The sequence below is a fragment of the Acinetobacter sp. YH12226 genome, assembly GCF_013417805.1.
Classification (GTDB): Bacteria; Pseudomonadota; Gammaproteobacteria; order Pseudomonadales; family Moraxellaceae; genus Acinetobacter.
The window spans coordinates 125004-142341 of record NZ_VPDG01000005.1 but is presented as its reverse complement, the minus strand read 5'-3'; the positions used below and the strand labels follow the sequence as shown (position 1 = coordinate 142341).

Annotated in this window: 11 protein-coding genes and 3 pseudogenes; 3 read left to right on the top strand and 11 right to left on the bottom strand. The window is 44.6% G+C overall.

Features of this window, described 5'->3' with window-relative positions; translation table 11 throughout:
- Positions 1-20 precede the first annotated feature (20 nt).
- Entirely contained in the window at positions 21-698 is a 678-nt protein-coding gene (locus tag FTV08_RS07705; RefSeq protein WP_180087018.1) for a type 1 glutamine amidotransferase domain-containing protein, read from the top strand.
- Positions 699-808: 110 nt separating this feature from the next.
- Here FTV08_RS07705 and aliA read toward each other — a convergent pair.
- The 4 genes and pseudogenes from aliA to FTV08_RS07685 all read right to left on the bottom strand — a co-directional run bounded on the left by aliA (position 809) and on the right by FTV08_RS07685 (position 5317).
- A pseudogene (gene aliA / locus FTV08_RS07700) lies at positions 809-2476 on the bottom strand (cyclohexanecarboxylate-CoA ligase).
- Between the two features lie 48 nt (positions 2477-2524).
- The gene (aliB, locus tag FTV08_RS07695; RefSeq protein ID WP_180087017.1) at positions 2525-3682 is read right to left on the bottom strand and encodes a cyclohexanecarboxyl-CoA dehydrogenase; all 1158 of its coding nucleotides are present in this window, start codon (positions 3680-3682) and stop codon (positions 2525-2527) included.
- A gap of 12 nt (positions 3683-3694) precedes the next feature.
- Positions 3695-4477, bottom strand: coding sequence for a 2-ketocyclohexanecarboxyl-CoA hydrolase (badI, locus tag FTV08_RS07690; RefSeq protein WP_101162355.1), 783 nt, complete (start codon positions 4475-4477; stop codon positions 3695-3697).
- A gap of 75 nt (positions 4478-4552) precedes the next feature.
- Positions 4553-5317 (bottom strand): annotated as a pseudogene (locus FTV08_RS07685) (glucose 1-dehydrogenase).
- A gap of 503 nt (positions 5318-5820) precedes the next feature.
- Here FTV08_RS07685 and FTV08_RS07680 point away from each other — a divergent pair.
- The gene (locus FTV08_RS07680; RefSeq protein WP_034706362.1) at positions 5821-6309 is read left to right on the top strand and encodes a MarR family winged helix-turn-helix transcriptional regulator; all 489 of its coding nucleotides are present in this window, start codon (positions 5821-5823) and stop codon (positions 6307-6309) included.
- 87 nt (positions 6310-6396) lie between these two features.
- Here FTV08_RS07680 and FTV08_RS07675 read toward each other — a convergent pair.
- Positions 6397-7652, bottom strand: a pseudogene (locus FTV08_RS07675) (MFS transporter).
- 356 nt (positions 7653-8008) lie between these two features.
- Between FTV08_RS07675 and FTV08_RS07670 the strand changes: the two are divergent.
- Positions 8009-9232, top strand: coding sequence for a CaiB/BaiF CoA-transferase family protein (locus FTV08_RS07670; RefSeq protein ID WP_180087016.1), 1224 nt, complete (start codon positions 8009-8011; stop codon positions 9230-9232).
- Between the two features lie 70 nt (positions 9233-9302).
- On the opposite strand, the gene FTV08_RS07665 is transcribed toward FTV08_RS07670, so the two are convergent.
- The 6 genes from FTV08_RS07665 to FTV08_RS07640 all read right to left on the bottom strand — a co-directional run bounded on the left by FTV08_RS07665 (position 9303) and on the right by FTV08_RS07640 (position 17331).
- The gene (locus tag FTV08_RS07665; RefSeq protein ID WP_180087015.1) at positions 9303-10985 is read right to left on the bottom strand and encodes an AMP-binding protein; all 1683 of its coding nucleotides are present in this window, start codon (positions 10983-10985) and stop codon (positions 9303-9305) included.
- Positions 10986-11061: 76 nt separating this feature from the next.
- Complete coding sequence (locus FTV08_RS07660) at positions 11062-12558, bottom strand: NAD(P)/FAD-dependent oxidoreductase (RefSeq protein ID WP_180087014.1); 1497 nt, start codon at positions 12556-12558, stop codon at positions 11062-11064.
- 12 nt (positions 12559-12570) lie between these two features.
- A complete protein-coding gene (locus tag FTV08_RS07655; protein ID WP_180087013.1) occupies positions 12571-13410 on the bottom strand; it encodes an alpha/beta fold hydrolase in 840 nt (279 codons plus the stop codon).
- A 128-nt stretch (positions 13411-13538) separates the two neighbouring features.
- Positions 13539-15341: an acyl-CoA dehydrogenase C-terminal domain-containing protein gene (locus tag FTV08_RS07650; RefSeq protein ID WP_180087012.1), complete on the bottom strand. Its 1803-nt coding sequence runs from the start codon at positions 15339-15341 to the stop codon at positions 13539-13541.
- 209 nt (positions 15342-15550) lie between these two features.
- Positions 15551-16531, bottom strand: a complete 981-nt coding sequence (locus tag FTV08_RS07645; protein ID WP_180087011.1) for a nitronate monooxygenase family protein — start codon at positions 16529-16531, stop codon at positions 15551-15553.
- Positions 16532-16542: 11 nt separating this feature from the next.
- Complete coding sequence (locus FTV08_RS07640) at positions 16543-17331, bottom strand: enoyl-CoA hydratase-related protein (protein WP_180087010.1); 789 nt, start codon at positions 17329-17331, stop codon at positions 16543-16545.
- Positions 17332-17338 lie beyond the last annotated feature (7 nt).

Genomic DNA, 17338 nt, shown 5'->3' with positions numbered 1-17338 from the left:
ATGAGCTACAGGAAAATAATATGAAAATCTTGATGGTACTGACTTCACATGACCAGCTGGGCGATACTGGCAAAAAAACTGGCTTCTGGTTGGAAGAGCTAGCTGCGCCTTATTACACCTTTGTCGATGCAGGCGCAGAGGTAGTTTTGGCTTCTCCTGCAGGTGGTCAGCCACCATTAGATCCAAAAAGTAATGAGCCGGATGCGCAAACCGAAACTACCAAACGCTTTGAAGCAGATGAAGTGGCCATGCAGGCACTTGCCAATACGCATAAACTGAGTGAAGTCTTAAATCAGGATTTTGATGCCGTGTTCTATCCGGGTGGTCACGGTCCATTATGGGATCTAGCCAAAGACCAGAATTCTATTTCTTTAATTGAGCAGACTTTACAGGAAGATAAACCTGTTGCGCTGGTCTGTCATGCACCGGGTGTACTTCGTGAAGTCAAAGATGCCGAAGGCCGTTCTATTGTAGAAGGCAAGACAGTCACCGGTTTTACTAATACCGAAGAAGACGGCGTAGGCCTAACCGATGTTGTCCCATTTCTAGTGGAAGACATGCTGAAAGAAAAAGGTGGAAAATATTCCAAAACTGAGGACTGGCAGGTATACGTGCAACAAGATGGTCTGCTCATTACTGGACAAAACCCCGCCTCTTCTGCTGCAACGGCTGAAGCTTTATTAAAATTATTAAAGTAGAAGTTAATCTAAAATTCGTATTAACCTTTTAGATCGCTTCTTTTTGAATAAGAAAAACCCTGAATGATGCAAGATTATTCAGGGTTTAATTTATCTATTTATTCCCAGATTTAGTTCGCTTCAACTGCCGTTGAGGCAATATGCTGAGCCAGTAATTCTCTGAGTTTAAACTTCTGGATTTTTCCCGATGGGGTCATCGGAATATCCTCCCAGATTTCCAGGCGTTCCGGAAGATACTGCATAGCCAGATTATGAGTTTTCAGGAAATCTACCAGCTCATTAAAACTTAACGGCTTTGTCTGATCTTTCAGCTTGATGATTGCACAAGAACGCTCGCCCATTCGCTCATCTGCATAAGCCACTAAAGCTACTGTGGCGATATTCGGATGCTTATAAAGTAGTGATTCAATTTCCGCGACCGGAATATTTTCTCCACCACGAATAATCACATCCTTCTTACGTCCGCAAATCCGAATATAGCCATGCTCGTCCTGATAGGCAATATCGCCAGTATCAAACCAGCCTTCGGCATCCGTATCATTCAAATGTGGACGTTTTAAATAACCGCCAAAATTTGAACAGGTGCGGATCATCAAACGCCCGGATTCATTCACGGCTTTGGTCTGACCTTTTTTATTCACGATCTTGATTTCAACACCAGGTAAAGCGATGCCATCCGTATTGAAAGAGTGTTCATCCTCATCTTCAGGTCGGGTCAGCGTCACTGCACCACATTCGGTCATACCCCAAGCGGATATGACTTTAACGCCCAGAATTTCCCGGGCTTTTTGTACCAATGGCCCCGGAATGGGTGCACCAGCACACAGGAAAATTTTTAGTGAATCAACCTTGTCATGCTGTTCCGCCACGGTATTGGACAGGTCATTCAGGAATGGGGTCGAGGCCATGGTGAAATTCACCTGATGCTGATGAATTAGATCTACGGCTTTGGACACATCCCAAACATCCTGCAACACCACTTTGGTATTCAGCTGAATTGGCATCATCAGGCCATACATAAAACCGGTCTGGTGTGCCATCGGCGAGGCCATTAACACCACATCATTTTCAGTTAAATACAGTCGTTCGGCATAAGGCACAATATTGGAAAACAAGGTATTAGCGGTATGAATCACGCCTTTCGGTTCACCTGTGGTGCCCGAGGTAAAGATCAGCTGGGTAATGTCATCCGGGCCAGATTCCAGTCCATTTAGTGCAGCAACAGCTGCAGCACTCTGTTCCAGACCATGGTTGAGTAACAGGCGATCAAAATTATTCTCACCTTCTCCATTCACTACAACTACGTGTTTCAGGGTGTCCAGCTTGTTTTGCAGCTGATTGGCCAGTTGTTCATGATTAAAATTGCGGAATGTTTGTGGTACGACAAAAATTTTAGATTCACCATGTTTGAGCATGAATTCCAGTTCACGTTCACGGAAGATCGGCATAAGCGGATTGAGTACTGCACCGATACGGCTACAAGCCAGATATAACAAGGTAAACTCCCACCAGTTCAGTAACTGGTAAGACACCACATCATTTTTTTCAACACCGAGTTGTCTCAAGCCCAGTGCAATTTTATTGGTCATGTCCCAAAGCTGCTGATAGCTGAAAGTCTGTTCAGTTTGATTCTCAACCTTAACGCTTACCAAAGCTGTTTTGTCCGGATTTTTTTCTACGGCACTGCGTAAAAAATCGAGAATCGTTTGATTTAACCACTATCCCTGTTTGAGCATGGCCTCTTTTCTGGCCGGGATCAGAACCGCATCGAAATCCATTCGCTTACTCCTCATTATAATTTTAGTTCAGGCCTGTGCTTATTTTCCTTAAGCTGGTACAGCCTTACGTCCTGCCTTATGCCGCGCAATAATCGTTTTTATGATTTGTGCTGTTCCATCACCGATCTGGAAACCGAGTACATCCCGCATACGCTGTTCCATCACACCACGGTCATAACCAGCATGGCCAAAAGTCAACAGACATTGATGAATCACATCATAGGCCAGTTTTGGCCCCCACCATTTACACATGCCTGCTTCAGAGGTATGTGGCAGATGATTGTCCTTGAGCCATAAGGTTTGCAGGCAAAGTAAGCGTGCAGCCTCAACCTGAGTTTCGTATTCCGCGAGAGGATGTGAAACTCCCTGAAAAGCAGTCAATGGCTGACCAAAAGCTTCGCGTTGCGCGGCATATTCCCAGGCTTCATCCAGACTCACCCGTGCAACGGCCAAGACCTGCAGGCCAATCAGTGCGCGTGAAAAATCAAAGCCCTGCATCACCTGCACAAAACCTTTGTTTTCATCCCCTAGATGGTGATTGACTGGCACGCGAACATTGTCAAAAAAGATTGAACCGCGACCAATGGCGCGCTGACCATGACAGTCAAAACGTGTGGTACTAATGCCCGGTAAATTCATCGGAACCAAGAGCGCTGTCACGCCATGCGCACCATCTTCATTGGCGCCAGTGCGGCCAAAAACCACCGAAGCATCTGCCTGATCGGCCGCAGAAATTGAGGTCTTTTCGCCATTAATGACATATTCATCGCCATCACGTTCAATCTTTAAACGTAAATTCGCTGCATCTGAACCACCACGTGGCTCGGTCAAGGCTATTGAAAAGATAGCCTCGCCTGCAGTGAGTTTTTTTAACCAAGGCTCAACCACTTCAGGCTGACCATGTTCGGCCAGAATCTGCCCATTTAGGGAAGCCAGCAGGTTGATATAGGAGAAACTTAAATCTGCCTTGGCAATGGCTTCATGGATAATTCCGGCCGCCAGTCTGCCCATGCCCTGACCGCCGTATTGTTCCGGCAGTTCAGGTGCAATAAAACCCATTTCACCCATCTTTTTGACCAGATCACGGTCAAAGACTCGGCTCTGATCGCGTTCCAGAAAGCCGGGAGCAATATATTTCTGGGCAAATTTTTCTGCTGTTTCTGCCAAAAACTCGAGTTCTTCAGTGATATAAGGATTCTTTTTCATGGAGTAGTCTCCTTATTTAGCATATTTACGGAATTCAGGCTGACGTTTTTCTTTCAGTGCATTGACTCCCTCACGAGACTCCTCAGTATCGTAATAAAGTTTCAGCGCATACATGCCCATGCCAGCAATACCCGCCTGATGTGCGGTATCCATATTGAAACTGCGTTTGGCAATTGCAATGGCAGTCGGACTACGCTGACAGATTTCTTCAGCCCAGGCCTGCACTTCGGCATCCAGTTGATCGGCCGGTACGCATTTATTCGCCAGACCCATTTCCACAGCTTCCTGACCAGAATAACGGCGGCACATATACCAGATTTCACGGGCCTTCTTCTCACCTACCACACGCGCTAAAAATGCCGTGCCATAGCCCGGATCAACCGATCCCATTTTCGGACCAACCTGGCCAAAAATGGCTTTGTCTGAACAGATGGTCAGGTCACAAATGGTTGCCAACACATTGCCACCGCCAATAGCATAGCCCTGTACGCGTGCAATTACCGGTTTAGGTACATCGCGGATGGCGGTATGCAACTCTTCCATCGGCAAGCCGATCGTTCCACGGCCATCATAATTGCCATCGTGTGCAGACTGGTCACCACCGGTACAGAAAGCTTTCTCACCCGCGCCTGCCAATACAATTGCACCCACGTTACGGTCATAACCTGCTTTATTCAATGCCTTGATCAGTTCGTCACAGGTGGTGCCACGGAAGGCATTCATTTTTTCCGGACGGTTAATTGTGATCCAGGCAACACCGTTTTTAACTTCATATAAGATATCTTCAAAATTCATTTTCTTTACATCCTGTACTGTTTTTATCTATCTGATTGAACTGTGTTTATTATGAGATTTAATGATGATGTCCGTTTAACCGTTCATGGTTAAACCGCCAGAAACACTGAGTACCTGCCCGGTAATAAAGCTGGCGTCATCACTCAAGAAAAAGGCAATGGCAGAAGCTAAATCATCCGGCTGACCCGAGCGACCCAGCGGAATGGCACGAATAAAGGCTTCACGTAATTTTTCCGGATTTGATGCACCTTCAGTCACGCCTGCAAGCAAAGCCGTATCGGTGGGTCCCGGGCAAATCACGTTTATTTTGATGTTGTGACGTGAGTGTTCACGTGCCAGCGTTTTAGAGAAAGATAACAAGCCGCCTTTACAGGCCGCATAGACTGCTTCACCTGAAGAACCGACCCGAGCTGCGTCAGAAGCAATATTGACAATACTGCCGGAATTGCGTTCAACCATGCCTTTCAGCACTACAAAATGCATATTCAGCATACCGACCAGATTAATCTGGATCAGTTTTTCCCATTCCTGCGGATTGGTTTTAACAAAAGGTTTAAAAATATCCCAGCCGGCATTGTTGACCAGTCCATCAATTGGACCGAGTTCAGTTTTGGTTTTTTGAACCGCCTGCTCAACCACGTCCATTTAGGTAATATCACACTGAATTGCCAGTGCCTGACCATATTGATTGATTTCATTTGCCAGCTTTTCAGCCGCTTCCAGATTCATATCAAAAATGGCAACTTTAGCGCCTTGCTCTGCCAGACGTCGGCAGGTGGCTGAACCAATTCCGCCTGCTCCGCCTGTCACAATCACAACCTTGTCTTTTAGTCCTTTCATTGCTCATCCCTACGCTATTTTGTTGTCGAATTTAATTGGCTGTTGTTTTAATTCGGTGTGTTTTATCTAAAATAGAAAGAGATTGAATTTATGTCAATTAATTTACATAAAATAATAATTATAAATTATTATTTATATATTTATCATTAGCTTAATATTTTTAATTATTCAATGTATTGACCTATATTGTTTTTTGGCTTTAGATTAATTTGAATCCGACTTCATTCTAGGGCCAAATTATGTCTTTTGCATGACAGATAATTTATTCCTTTAAAATTAGGAAGAAAACCTTAGATATTTGACGAGTGAGCGCAATGGAAGTGAGGAGAAAAAGAGAGATTTCCAAACCATAAAACTGATTGACTCAGAATTTAAATAGGAAAATTTCTGCAAAAACACTATGATTTTTAAATCAAATTATAATAGAAACTGGTTTGTGCGAAAAAGCGATAGGTTATACTCTGCGCGGCTCGGCTATTTCAGTTTTGAGGATGTCCAATATTGTGAGTGATACGTTGTCAAAAAAATATGATCAATCCTTATATTCTGCTCATAACCGGCTTTTTTTCCGGCTGTTTCAGGTGGGCAACAGCCTGGACCGCAAGTGCCTCAATGAGCTAAAAATATCTCCAGTACATTGGGCAGTGCTGGGTGCCCTGTCCCGTCCAAAAGTTAAATCAGGAATGTCTTTTTCAGATCTGACCGAATATCTGGGGGTAAGCCGACAAAATCTGGATGCCGTATTAAAAAGACTGGAACGTGATGGACTGGTAGAGCGAGTGATCAATGAGCAGGATCGACGTGCCAAAATTGTTGCACTCACCACTGAAGGTTTTCAGACCTGGGATAGTCTGCAGGATGATTTTTTTGAGTTTTATGGACAGGCCTTAAATAAACTGGCTTTTGATGATGTGATTACCCTGATTCATCTACTCAATAAAGTAAATGATGGACTAAAAAGTATTCATCTGCAAAAAGAGTCGGACCAATAAAAAATAGAAAACTTATTTTTAAAATAAATAGATAAAAAAAATGAGCCCTTATGAGGCTCATTTTTAACATCATTGTTTAAAATATCATTATGCCTTTTGTGGATCGTATTGGCGGTCTTTGATGAAAATCCCGGACACTGCCCCACATAAGAAATAAGCACCGCCCATAATCAGGAAGCCTAGACCAATTGAACCACCGCTGGCTGCCGCGCCAATAATCGCAGGTGCAAACATGGCCCCAATACGACCTGCATTATAAGCACCACCGACTGCTGTACCACGGATCGATGTCGCAAAGCTTTCAGTCATATATGTGGCATTAATCGCATATGGAATGCCATATAGGAAGCCGAAGAAAATCAGCAGATAGGCAATATTATCCGGGGTGTTGAACAGCACAATTACCGGTAGGAAAATTGCCGTACCAATCGCGCCAAACGAGAAAACGGCGCGTCGACCTAAACGGTCTGCAGCAAAGCCGGCCAGAACTTTACCAAAAATCATGGCGACATAAGTCCCGATCATATAACCCGCCATTGATTTAAAATTCATGTGTAATTCAGATTCTAGATAAGCAGGCATCCAGTTATTTACACCGTAATAGCCAAACTGCAGGAACCCAGCCGTAAAAATCCATAAAATAAACATCTTGCGATTCGCAGGATCTGCAAAGATTTCTTTGGCGGTACTTTTCTTAACAGGCTGTTTGATGGTTTTTTCAGCGGGTGCATATAAACGCAGTAATCTTGCACGCTGCCACGATTCTGGTTCAGGAACCAGTTTCTGGATAAAAATCGCCATGACGGATGGGATAATCGCGACAAAAAACAGTGTACGCCAGCCATATTCAGGAATAATCCAACCTGCCAATACAGTAGCTACGATATAGCCGACCGTCCAACCTGCCTGTAAGGTACCTAAAATTGTAGTCCGGTATTTGGTTGGTACATATTCAGCCATCAGGGTACTAGCTGCAATATATAAAGACCCGATCCCAAATGCAGACAGAAAACGTAGTACGGCGAACTGTTCATAATTTTGGGTAAAGCCCAAGGCTGCAGTTAATACTGAAAAGATCAGAATTGAAATGACTACGGTACGTACACGGCCCAGCCACCCATAAAGCCACCAATCGCCATACCTGCTAAGGTAAAACTGCCTAGTGTACCGGCCTGCAGATTACTGAGACCAAACTCTGCTTTCAGGCTGTTTAAGCTGAAGGATAGCAGTAGCATGTCCGCGCCATCGACCAAGAGTGCCAAAAAGGCAAATACAAAGGCAATCTGCTGGGTTCGTTTGGTCGTAGGTTTAATCTTTTCTAATTCTCTCGCTAAATCCGTCATATTTAAATCTCTGTTTTCCTATCCTTAGGTTTTCATGATCTTTTATATTTAAAGCTATTCCGCTAATGAATATGCTTTAAGGCTAATCCGTTTTTAATTCACTTGATTGACTCCTTTTTTAATCCTGTCTGGGAGATCGCTTTTTCCTTTTTATCAGTGACCTCTTGTTCTTCGTTCATACTTATATTTGCATCAGGCTAAAGAAAATAAGATGAATATTCATCATTTTAGATGTTTTATTTTGTTATACGAAATTTATTATCATAAAGTTGATTGTTCTTTCATTTTCATATAGCTTTAAAAAGAGGGATAAGAACGATATGTCATTTGAATATGATCGAACAGGGAGCGTAATAATGGGTGCCTTAACAGGATTTCGTGTACTGGATTTAAGCCGGATTTTGGCTGGGCCCTGGTGTAGCCAGATTCTGGCTGATCTGGGTGCAGAAGTGATCAAGATTGAAAAACCGGATCATGGGGATGATACCCGTATCTGGGGACCACCTTGGCTTAAAAACAATCAGCAGCAAGATACCCATGAATCGGCTTATTACCTGTCAGCCAACCGTGGCAAGCATTCGGTTGCAATCGATTTATCTACACCTGAAGGTCAAAGTATTATCAAAAAACTTGCTGAACAGAGTGATGTAGTCATTGAAAACTATAAAGCCGGTTCGTTGAAACGATATGGGCTGGATTATGAAAGTCTGAGCCAGCTAAATCCGCGTCTGGTGTACTGTTCCATTACTGGCTTTGGTCAAAATGGTCCGCGTGCGCAAGAGCCAGGTTATGACTTCATTGTTCAGGGTATGGGCGGCATGATGAGTGTTACGGGGGAACGTGATGACCTTCCAGGAGGTGGCCCGCAAAAAGCAGGTCTGGCCTTTGCCGATCTGACCACCGGCTTATATGCCGCAATTGCCATTCAGGCGGCTTTGTTGTCCCGTGAGAAAACCGGTGAAGGTCAGTATATTGATATGGCGCTGTTAGATACCCAGGTTGCTTCCCTCTCTGTTCTGGCCATGAATTATCTCACCTCAGGCAAAGTCCCCGGTCGCTTCGGAAATGCACATGCCAATATTGTGCCCTATCAGGTGTTTAAAGCCCAGGAAGGTGAATTTATTATCGCCTGTGGTAACGATCTGCAATTCCAAGCTTTGTGTCAGGCCGTTGGTCTGGCTAAGGTGGCAGAAGATCCTCGCTTCTTAAAAAATTCTGGACGTGTTACACATCGTGAAGAATTGACCATAGTTCTACAGGCTCATTTCTATACTAAACCGGCAAAAACCTGGGTGGATTTAATCCATGCGGTTAAAGTGCCGGTAGGAATGATCAATGACCTGAAACAGACTTTGCAAGAAGAACAGGTATTGGCACGCGATATGGTGATTCAGATGCCGCATACTTTACGTGAAGATTACACCTCAATCGGTTCACCGATCAAACTCTCCAAGACACCGGTAGAATATAAAAAGGCACCCCCTTGTCTGGGTGAAGATACCGATGCCATTTTGAGTCAATATTTAAGTTCTGCTGAAATAGAAGAACTGAAAAGCAAAAAAGTCATCCAGCAGCGATAAGCCTGCAAGCAATAAAAAAGGAATCTTGCGATTCCTTTTTTATTTTAAAGATAATGGATTAGATCATTCCTTAACAGGCTTTGGCGCTCGGCTGAACAGTACGAGGCAGCTCGCGACGCAGAATTTTTCCTACTGCAGACTTTGGTAATCCAGCCACAAACTCAATGTATTTGGGCAATTTATAACTGGTCAGTTGCTGCTTCAGATAAGTCATGACTTCATCTTGGGTCAGAGTTTCATCCTGTTTCACAATAAATGCCTTGGGTACCTGTCCAGACTTTTCATCATCAATACCAATCACTGCACATTCCAGTATTTTAGGATGTTTGGACAGCACGCCTTCCAGCTCATTTGGATAAACATTAAATCCGGAGACCAGAATCATGTCTTTTTTGCGGTCCAGAATGGTGATATAGCCTTGTTCGTCCATACAACCGATATCACCTGTCAGGAAGAATCCATCTTTGGTAAATACCTGTGCTGTTGCTTCGGGTTGCTGCCAGTATCCTTTCATCACCTGTGGACCACGTATGGCGATTTCTCCAGCCTGATTAAGTTCTACAGGTTTTCCTTCATCATTCAGAATCAGAATTTCAGTCCCTGCCAATGGCAAGCCAATCGTGCCACTAAATCGCCGGCTTAAAGGCGGGTTAAAAGTTGCAGTTGGTGAGGTTTCAGAAAGTCCGTAGCCTTCATAAATCTGACAGCCTGTGACCTCATGCCATAACTCTGCCGTATTTTTCAGAATAGATGCTCCTCCGCCGGTTGTGGTTTTCAGGCTTGAATGATCCAGCTCACGAAAATGTGAATGATGCGCCAAGGCATTAAACATGGTATTCACCCCGGGGAAAACAGTGGGTGGATGTTTCTGGTATTGATCCACCAAAGCATCCAGATCTCTCGGATTGGGAATCAGGACATTGGCGAAACCACGGCTTAAACCGTAACTGAACAGGCAGATGGTAAATCCATAAATGTGATACAGCGGCAAGGCACAGAATACATATTCATTTTCAGCGGCATAGCGGTCACCAAAATGGCTGATAAACACGGTACTGTTCTGGGCGATATTAAATAAAATATTGCGATGGCTCAGTTCTGCACCTTTAGAAACACCTGTGGTACCTCCCGTATATTGCAGAATGACCGTATCTTCCTGATGCTGTACAGGCGGTTCAAAATCAATAATCTCTACCTGATTTATTGCCTGTCTAAAGTCAGAAAACTGTTTATCCGGATATTGTGCTGCCTGACTATAAATAGCACTTGGTTGCTCTTGAATAAAATCCAGCGGATGCGTTGAAATGACATATTTGAGTTGAGGACATTCATCTAGTGCTGTTAATTGCTCCAAAGTCTGTCCCAGGATAATCAAGGCTTCTGCACCTGAATCCTGTAGCTGATGATAGAGCTCGCGCTGGGTGTACATGGGGTTGACATTGACCAGCACATAACCGGCCCGAATAATGGCAAAGGTCGCGATTGGATATTGAATAATATTAGGCAGCATCACCGCAATACGGCTGCCAGCAGTCAGCCCAAGGCTCTGTAAATAGCTTGCCAGTTTCTGGCTATACACATCGATATCGTGATAGCTGAATTTACGATCCAGATAGATAAATGCGGTTTTATCCTGAAATTTTACCAAATTCTCAGCAATTGTCGTGCTCAGGGTTTTCTCAGGATCTGGCCGGGTAAACTCCGGATTGATATTCCACTTTTTATATTCTTCCATCCATGGCTGACTGCTCATGACTATACTCCTGTCCTGGATTTACATTTATTTTGTATCATTTAAACCATAAGATTTTGATTTTAATTAAATATTTTTAAACCACTTTCTGCTGTCTCGATTCAACATACTGGTAGTGATAACCGCTACGAATAAAATGCTGATTTTTATCCCTAAATGAATGAGCATAATCCGGCCAGACCAAAGTCAGCTTGCGACTGACCGGGTCCAGATACCAGCTTTTACAGCTTTCCGATAACCAGACACTACCTTGGGAAAGCTGCTGTAGCTCCTGCATATAGCTATTTTCAGCCTCTTGATCTGCTTCAAAGACCTGAATCTGTTCCTGCTCAAAAAACTGCAAGGCATCCAGTACCAGATCAAACTGGGTTTCCAGAAAATAAAGCGCTGAATTATGCCCACTGCCTGTATTTGGCCCATTCAGAATGAACAGGTTTGGAAAGTTGTGTACGGTCGTTGACTGATAACCCTGCATACCGCTGGACCATTGCTGTTCCAGGCTTAAACCCTGTTTACCCACCACTTTTGCGGCATAGGGTGGACGCGCCGCTTCAAATCCTGTCGCAAATACGATGATATCTGCAGAAAATTTATTTCCAGCCTGGCTTAATACACCGTCTTTCGTAACTTCTGCCAATGCTGAGTCTTCAAGTGTGACATTTGGTTTTAGAAAAGTCGGATAATAATCATTAGACAACAATAAGCGCTTGCAACCCGGCTCATAATGCGGGGTAAGTTTACGCCGTAACTCAGGATCTGAAACCTGATGCTGCAAAAACTGTAGACAGTTTTTCTTGACCCGCTCAATCTGACTTTTCAGGTTACGACGCTGCGCGAAATTGTATTCATTGCCCCAGAACAAAGCATGTCTTAATGCCGACATACTGTCAGGATCTTTGCGGAAAAGCTGTTTTTCTGACTCAGAATAAGGTCGATCTGGTCGGGGCAAAATATATGGCGCACTACGTTGCAAGACAGTTAGGCTTTTTGCTGTTTTGGCAATTTCCGGCACAAGCTGAACGGCTGAAGCCCCTGAACCCACCACCACGACACGCTGATTATCCAGATTCACCTGATGATTCCAGCGCGCAGAATGCATCACCTGGCCTTGAAATTCTTCCAGACCCGGTATTTGTGGGAGATGTTCATCCGCAAGATGGCCGGTTGCAGTCATTAAAAAATCTGCCTGATACGGGCCTTTGGAGGTCTGAATTTCCCAGATGCGTTCTTTGGCATTCCAGCTGGCTTTTTCCAGCAACGTATGAAAATCAATATGTGGACGAATCTGCTCCTGATCACAGCCCTGAATTAAATAGCGCTGGATTTCTGCCCCTTGCGGAAAGATGCGTGACCAGTCCGGATTTTTAATAAAAGAAAAAGAATATAAATGGGAGGGTACGTCACAGGCGACTCCGGGATAGGTATTGTCACGCCAAGTACCGCCCACTTCTGCTGCACGTTCAATGATTTTAAAATCGTGGATGCCCTGCTGTTTAAGGCGGATTGCCATTCCCAAACCACCAAAACCGCTGCCTACAATTAGAATCTTGCTGCGCTGTCCTTGAGCTTGCATTATTTATCTCCTTTAAGGCATATAAGGCTGGATTTTTTGATTCACCGGATATTGTTCTGGATGCTGGCTAAACTGGTTTACCAGTTGCACCACTTCGGCTGGCGCTTCGACATAGAGCGCATGTCCTGAAGAAATTTCGATATAGCGACTGTTCGAAATTGAAGCAAACAGCAGTTTAGCTTGCGCTACAGGTACCATGCGGTCTTCACGGCAAGCCACAATCAACGTCTCTGCACGAATCTCAGGCAAGATCGATGTAATATCAATGCGATAATTCAGTTCACGCTGTTTGGCTGCATCTTGGGAAGGTTTGACAAAGCGTGCCAGATCCAACACCTGCTGTTCGCTTCGTGCAGACAGATAATCATCGCTATACAGGCAATAATTGACAAAATGAGGCAAGGCCGCAGATTGTTCAGTAAATAATTGCTGCCAAATGACAGTACGTAGTTGTTGCACCGAGCTGGTTTTGGCCCAACCGGCTAACAGGATCAAACGCGCTACGCGCTGTTTTAAACTGGCTGTTACTTGTGCAGCAATCACGGCACCGAGTGAATAGCCGACCACTGTAATGATTTCATCTTCTGCAACCGCATGCTGAATCAGTGCTTCAACCTGCTGGCTAAAATCGGTCACCTTTAGATCAGCTTTATCTGGGGTATGTAAATCAATGGATAAAACCCGCTGATGAATACCCAGCATCGGAAAAATATAGCTGAAATGCTTGTCGGTATTTCCACCGGTGCCATGAATCAGAATAATAGTGGGAAATGCAGAACGCTGTCCGACTTCATGAAAAGTAAGTTGCAGATCAGAATAAGGACACTGTCGAGTAATCATGTCTAAATCCATATAGACTCCTGATCTTGTTATTTTATGGTTTATTCAATATCCGAGAATAAATCTCAATATTTGAATTGGGTGAGGATGCAAAAATTATTAAAAAAGACCCACGACACGAGTATCGTGGGTCAAAAGCTTTAATCGAATTTGAACTCTTCAGGTTCAAGTAAAAACAGGCTTTCACCACCCGCCTGAATATTGGCAAAGTGGGTTGAAGTTCTTGGCAAAATACGTGCAAAGAAGAATTGTGCAGTTTTGATCTTGGCTGCATAGAACGGATCAGTATTACCTTCTTCAATTTTCTGCTGCGCAGTAATTGCCATTTTCAGCCACAGATAAGCGGACACGACATAACCAGAGAAATATAGGTAGTCAACTGATGCTGCCCCAATTTCATTGGCAGACTGCTGAGCCTGCTCCTGAATGGTTCTGGTTAATTCCAGCCATTGTTCAGTCAACTGGCTGACTTGTGCAACTTGCTGGCTAAACTGGGCATGTTGTTGATGTTCTTTTACAAAGCCTTGAATTTCCTCGGTTAATGCGGTCAACAGACCCAATTTTGAGCCCAGCACTTTACGCGCCAGCAAGTCAATGGACTGAATTTCAGTGGTTCCTTCATAGAGGCTGGCAATACGTGCATCACGGGCAATCTGTTCCATGCCATGTTCAGCAATATAACCGTGACCACCGAAAACCTGCATACCATGTTTAGCCGCTTCTATGCCGGTTTCGGTCATTAATGCTTTGGCAATAGGGGTTAATAATGCTAGACGGTCTTCAGCTGCTTTCTTTTCTTCCGGGCTGTCAGTGGCTTCAGCGATATCGGCATAGGTCGCCAGATAATATGCAAGTGCACGTGAACCTTCTGCAAACACCTTTTGAGTCAGCAGCATGTTACGTACTGCCGGATGCACGATAATCGGATCTGCAGGTTGGCCTGGCGCTTTCGCACCTTCAAGTGAACGCATCGCCAGACGGTCTTGGGCATAAGCCAATGCCCCCTGGTAAGAAGACTCTGCTGCTGCCAAGCCTTGAATGGCTGTACCGATACGTGCCGAGTTCATAAAGGTAAACATGCAGTTTAGGCCGCGATTTTCAGGCCCAATCAGGAAACCTTTGGCATTATCAAAATTCAGCACACAGGTCGCGTTACCGTGAATGCCCATCTTGTGTTCAAGAGCGCTACATACCACGCCATTACGGGAAGCCACATTACCTGCTTCATCCAGGTTGTATTTCGGCACAATAAACAGCGAAATACCTTTGGTTCCCGCAGGTGCATCTGGCAAACGTGCCAGTACGATATGCACGATATTTTCAGCCAGGTCATGTTCACCGGCTGAGATAAAGATTTTCTCACCACTGATGCTGTAACTGCCGTCTTCATTTGGCACTGCTTTGGTACGGATTAAACCTAGGTCAGAACCGGCATGAGATTCAGTCAAGCACATGGTTCCCGTCCAGCGACCTGCAATTAAAGGTACCAGGAATTTCTGTTTCTGTTCATCGCTACCGTGGTGCTCTAAAGTACGCATGGCACCATGGGACAGGCCTGGGTACATGCCCCAAGACCAGTTGGTTGCAGTAATAATTTCAGAAATGGCAATACGGTATAAAGTCGGGAAGCCCTGACCGCCATATGCTTCGTCACCAGTTAATGAGGTAAAGCCGAGTTCTACATATTTGTCATAAGCTGCTTTAAACCCATCCGGGGTGGTTACGACGCCATCCTGCAAACGGCAACCCTGCTGGTCGCCTGTCGCATTAATCGGTAGAAGTTCGTTTTGGCAAAAGTCCGCAGCGACTTCCAGATATTGCTCCATAATATCCATAGAAACCTTGTCAGCGAATTTTGCATAGCCCTGATATTTCTGTTCAACGTTTAACAGGTCTTTCAGGACAAACTTCATGTCTTTTAATGGCGCAATATAATTTCTCATCGTAATTCCCTTGTATGAGTTCTAATTTGTATATTTATGACAATTAATTTCATAATACGAAATTATGTTTTAAATCCACTATAATATAATTTAAAGAATAAAATCTAGTCATTCGATGAAATTTCCCATTTAAAAATAAAAAATCTTCAGGATGAAAAAAAGCCATTCATGACGGAATGGCTTTTTTGTTTGATCGTCAATGAAATGGTTCAACGAGCCAAGAAATGAGTCAGACGTTGATGAATAATTTGCTCTGCATCTTGCATGATATTTTCGATCAGCGCCTGACAAGTCGGAATGTCATGAATCAATCCCATCACTTGACCTGCAGTCAGAACTCCCGCATCCACATCGCCATTTTCTAAAGCGAGCTTGCCTTTTAAACCGCTGACATAGGGACGAATCTGTTCAAATTGCAGATTTGGATCTTCACTCATTTTAACCACTAGATCAGATACTGCATTTTTGGCAACACGGGCGGTATTTCGGAACTGTCGATACAGCAGATGTGTCGCCCTTTCATCATTATCGACATAGAACTGTTTGATGTTTGAATGGATCGGCGCTTCCTTAGTGGCACAAAAGCGTGTACCCATATTGATGCCTTCGGCACCCAAAGCCAAAGCTGCGACCAGACCACGACCATCAGCAAAACCGCCACTGGCCACAATCGGCACAGTGAGCTGATCTGCTGCCGCAGGAATTAAAATCAGGCCAGGAATATCGTCTTCACCCGGATGGCCCGCACATTCAAAACCATCAATCGAAATGATATCCGCACCGATTCTTTGTGCTGAAAGCGCATGACGGACGGAAGTACATTTATGAATGACAATAATGCCGTGTTGCTTAAACGCCTCAATATGTTCATGTGGCTTGTTGCCTGCTGTTTCTACGATTTTGATACCGCTTTCAATGATCGCCTGTCGGTATTCTGCATATGGCGGCGGATTCACAGCGGGCAATAAAGTCAGATTGACCGCAAAAGGCTGATCGGTCATTTCTCGGCAGCGTGCAATTTCCTTGACCAAGGCTTCAGGCGTCGGTTGAGTCAATGCCGTTAATGTTCCCAAGCCACCTGCATTAGATACGGCACTGGCCATTTCTGCGGTACCGACCCACATCATGCCGCCCTGAATAATTGGATAGCGAATGCCTAAAAGCTCGGTAATACGGGTCTGAATTTTCATAAATGCTCTCCTTAGCATCCGGTAAATTGTGCAGGGCGTTTTTCGACAAAAGCCTGGACACCTTCTTTATAGTCCTGACTGCTCAGAGCCAGATATTGCAGGTTTTGTTCCAGCTCCAGTTGCTGGTCTATGTTATTTTCAGCACTGCGTTGCAAGGCCTGTTTGGTTAAAGCCAGCGCATAAGTCGGCTGTTGAGATAATCGGTGTGCAATGTCGTCGATATAAGCATCAAATTCTGTATCTGGAAGCATTTTCCAGATCATGCCCATTTCAGCGGCCTCTTTGGCATGCACCGGTTCGCCCAGAAAAGTAAGTGCCATGGCACGTGCATAACCGATTAAACGTGGCAACATCCAGGTGCCACCGGCATCAGGAATCAAGCCAATTTTAGAAAAGGCCTGAATAAATCGGGCACTTTCCTTGGCAATGACCAGATCACAGGCCAGCGCGATATTGGCACCTGCACCAGCAGCCACACCATTCACTGCTGCGATTACCGGTTTGGGACTCTGGCGGATCAGATTAATCAAGGGATTATAGTATTTGGCCAGCGAGCCTTGCGGTGGCAAAGGCACATTGCCGAGCTGTCCAGCACGTTCTTTTAAATCCTGTCCCGCTGAAAACGCCCAGCCTTTGCCGCGAATCACAATCACTCGAATATCCGGATCTGTATTCCAGTTTTTCAGCACCTGCTGCACTTCCTCATGCATTTGCCGGTTAAAACTGTTGAGTGAATCCGGACGGTTAAAGCTTAAGGTTGCGACGCCTTGCTGAACCTGAGTTTGAATCGTTTCCCACATCATCAAT

What these genes read in the sequence shown, in the direction of transcription:
- FTV08_RS07650 (WP_180087012.1), bottom strand. Translation starts at nt 15,341, where the DNA reads ATGAGAAATTATATTGCGCCATTAAAAGACATGAAGTTTGTCCTGAAA.
- FTV08_RS07640 (WP_180087010.1), bottom strand. Translation starts at nt 17,331, where the DNA reads ATGTGGGAAACGATTCAAACTCAGGTTCAGCAAGGCGTCGCAACCTTA.
- FTV08_RS07670 (WP_180087016.1), top strand. Translation starts at nt 8,009, where the DNA reads ATGGGTGCCTTAACAGGATTTCGTGTACTGGATTTAAGCCGGATTTTG.
- FTV08_RS07705 (WP_180087018.1), top strand. Translation starts at nt 21, where the DNA reads ATGAAAATCTTGATGGTACTGACTTCACATGACCAGCTGGGCGATACT.
- aliB (WP_180087017.1), bottom strand. Translation starts at nt 3,682, where the DNA reads ATGAAAAAGAATCCTTATATCACTGAAGAACTCGAGTTTTTGGCAGAA.
- badI (WP_101162355.1), bottom strand. Translation starts at nt 4,477, where the DNA reads ATGAATTTTGAAGATATCTTATATGAAGTTAAAAACGGTGTTGCCTGG.
- FTV08_RS07665 (WP_180087015.1), bottom strand. Translation starts at nt 10,985, where the DNA reads ATGAGCAGTCAGCCATGGATGGAAGAATATAAAAAGTGGAATATCAAT.
- FTV08_RS07660 (WP_180087014.1), bottom strand. Translation starts at nt 12,558, where the DNA reads ATGCAAGCTCAAGGACAGCGCAGCAAGATTCTAATTGTAGGCAGCGGT.
- FTV08_RS07645 (WP_180087011.1), bottom strand. Translation starts at nt 16,531, where the DNA reads ATGAAAATTCAGACCCGTATTACCGAGCTTTTAGGCATTCGCTATCCA.
- FTV08_RS07655 (WP_180087013.1), bottom strand. Translation starts at nt 13,410, where the DNA reads ATGGATTTAGACATGATTACTCGACAGTGTCCTTATTCTGATCTGCAA.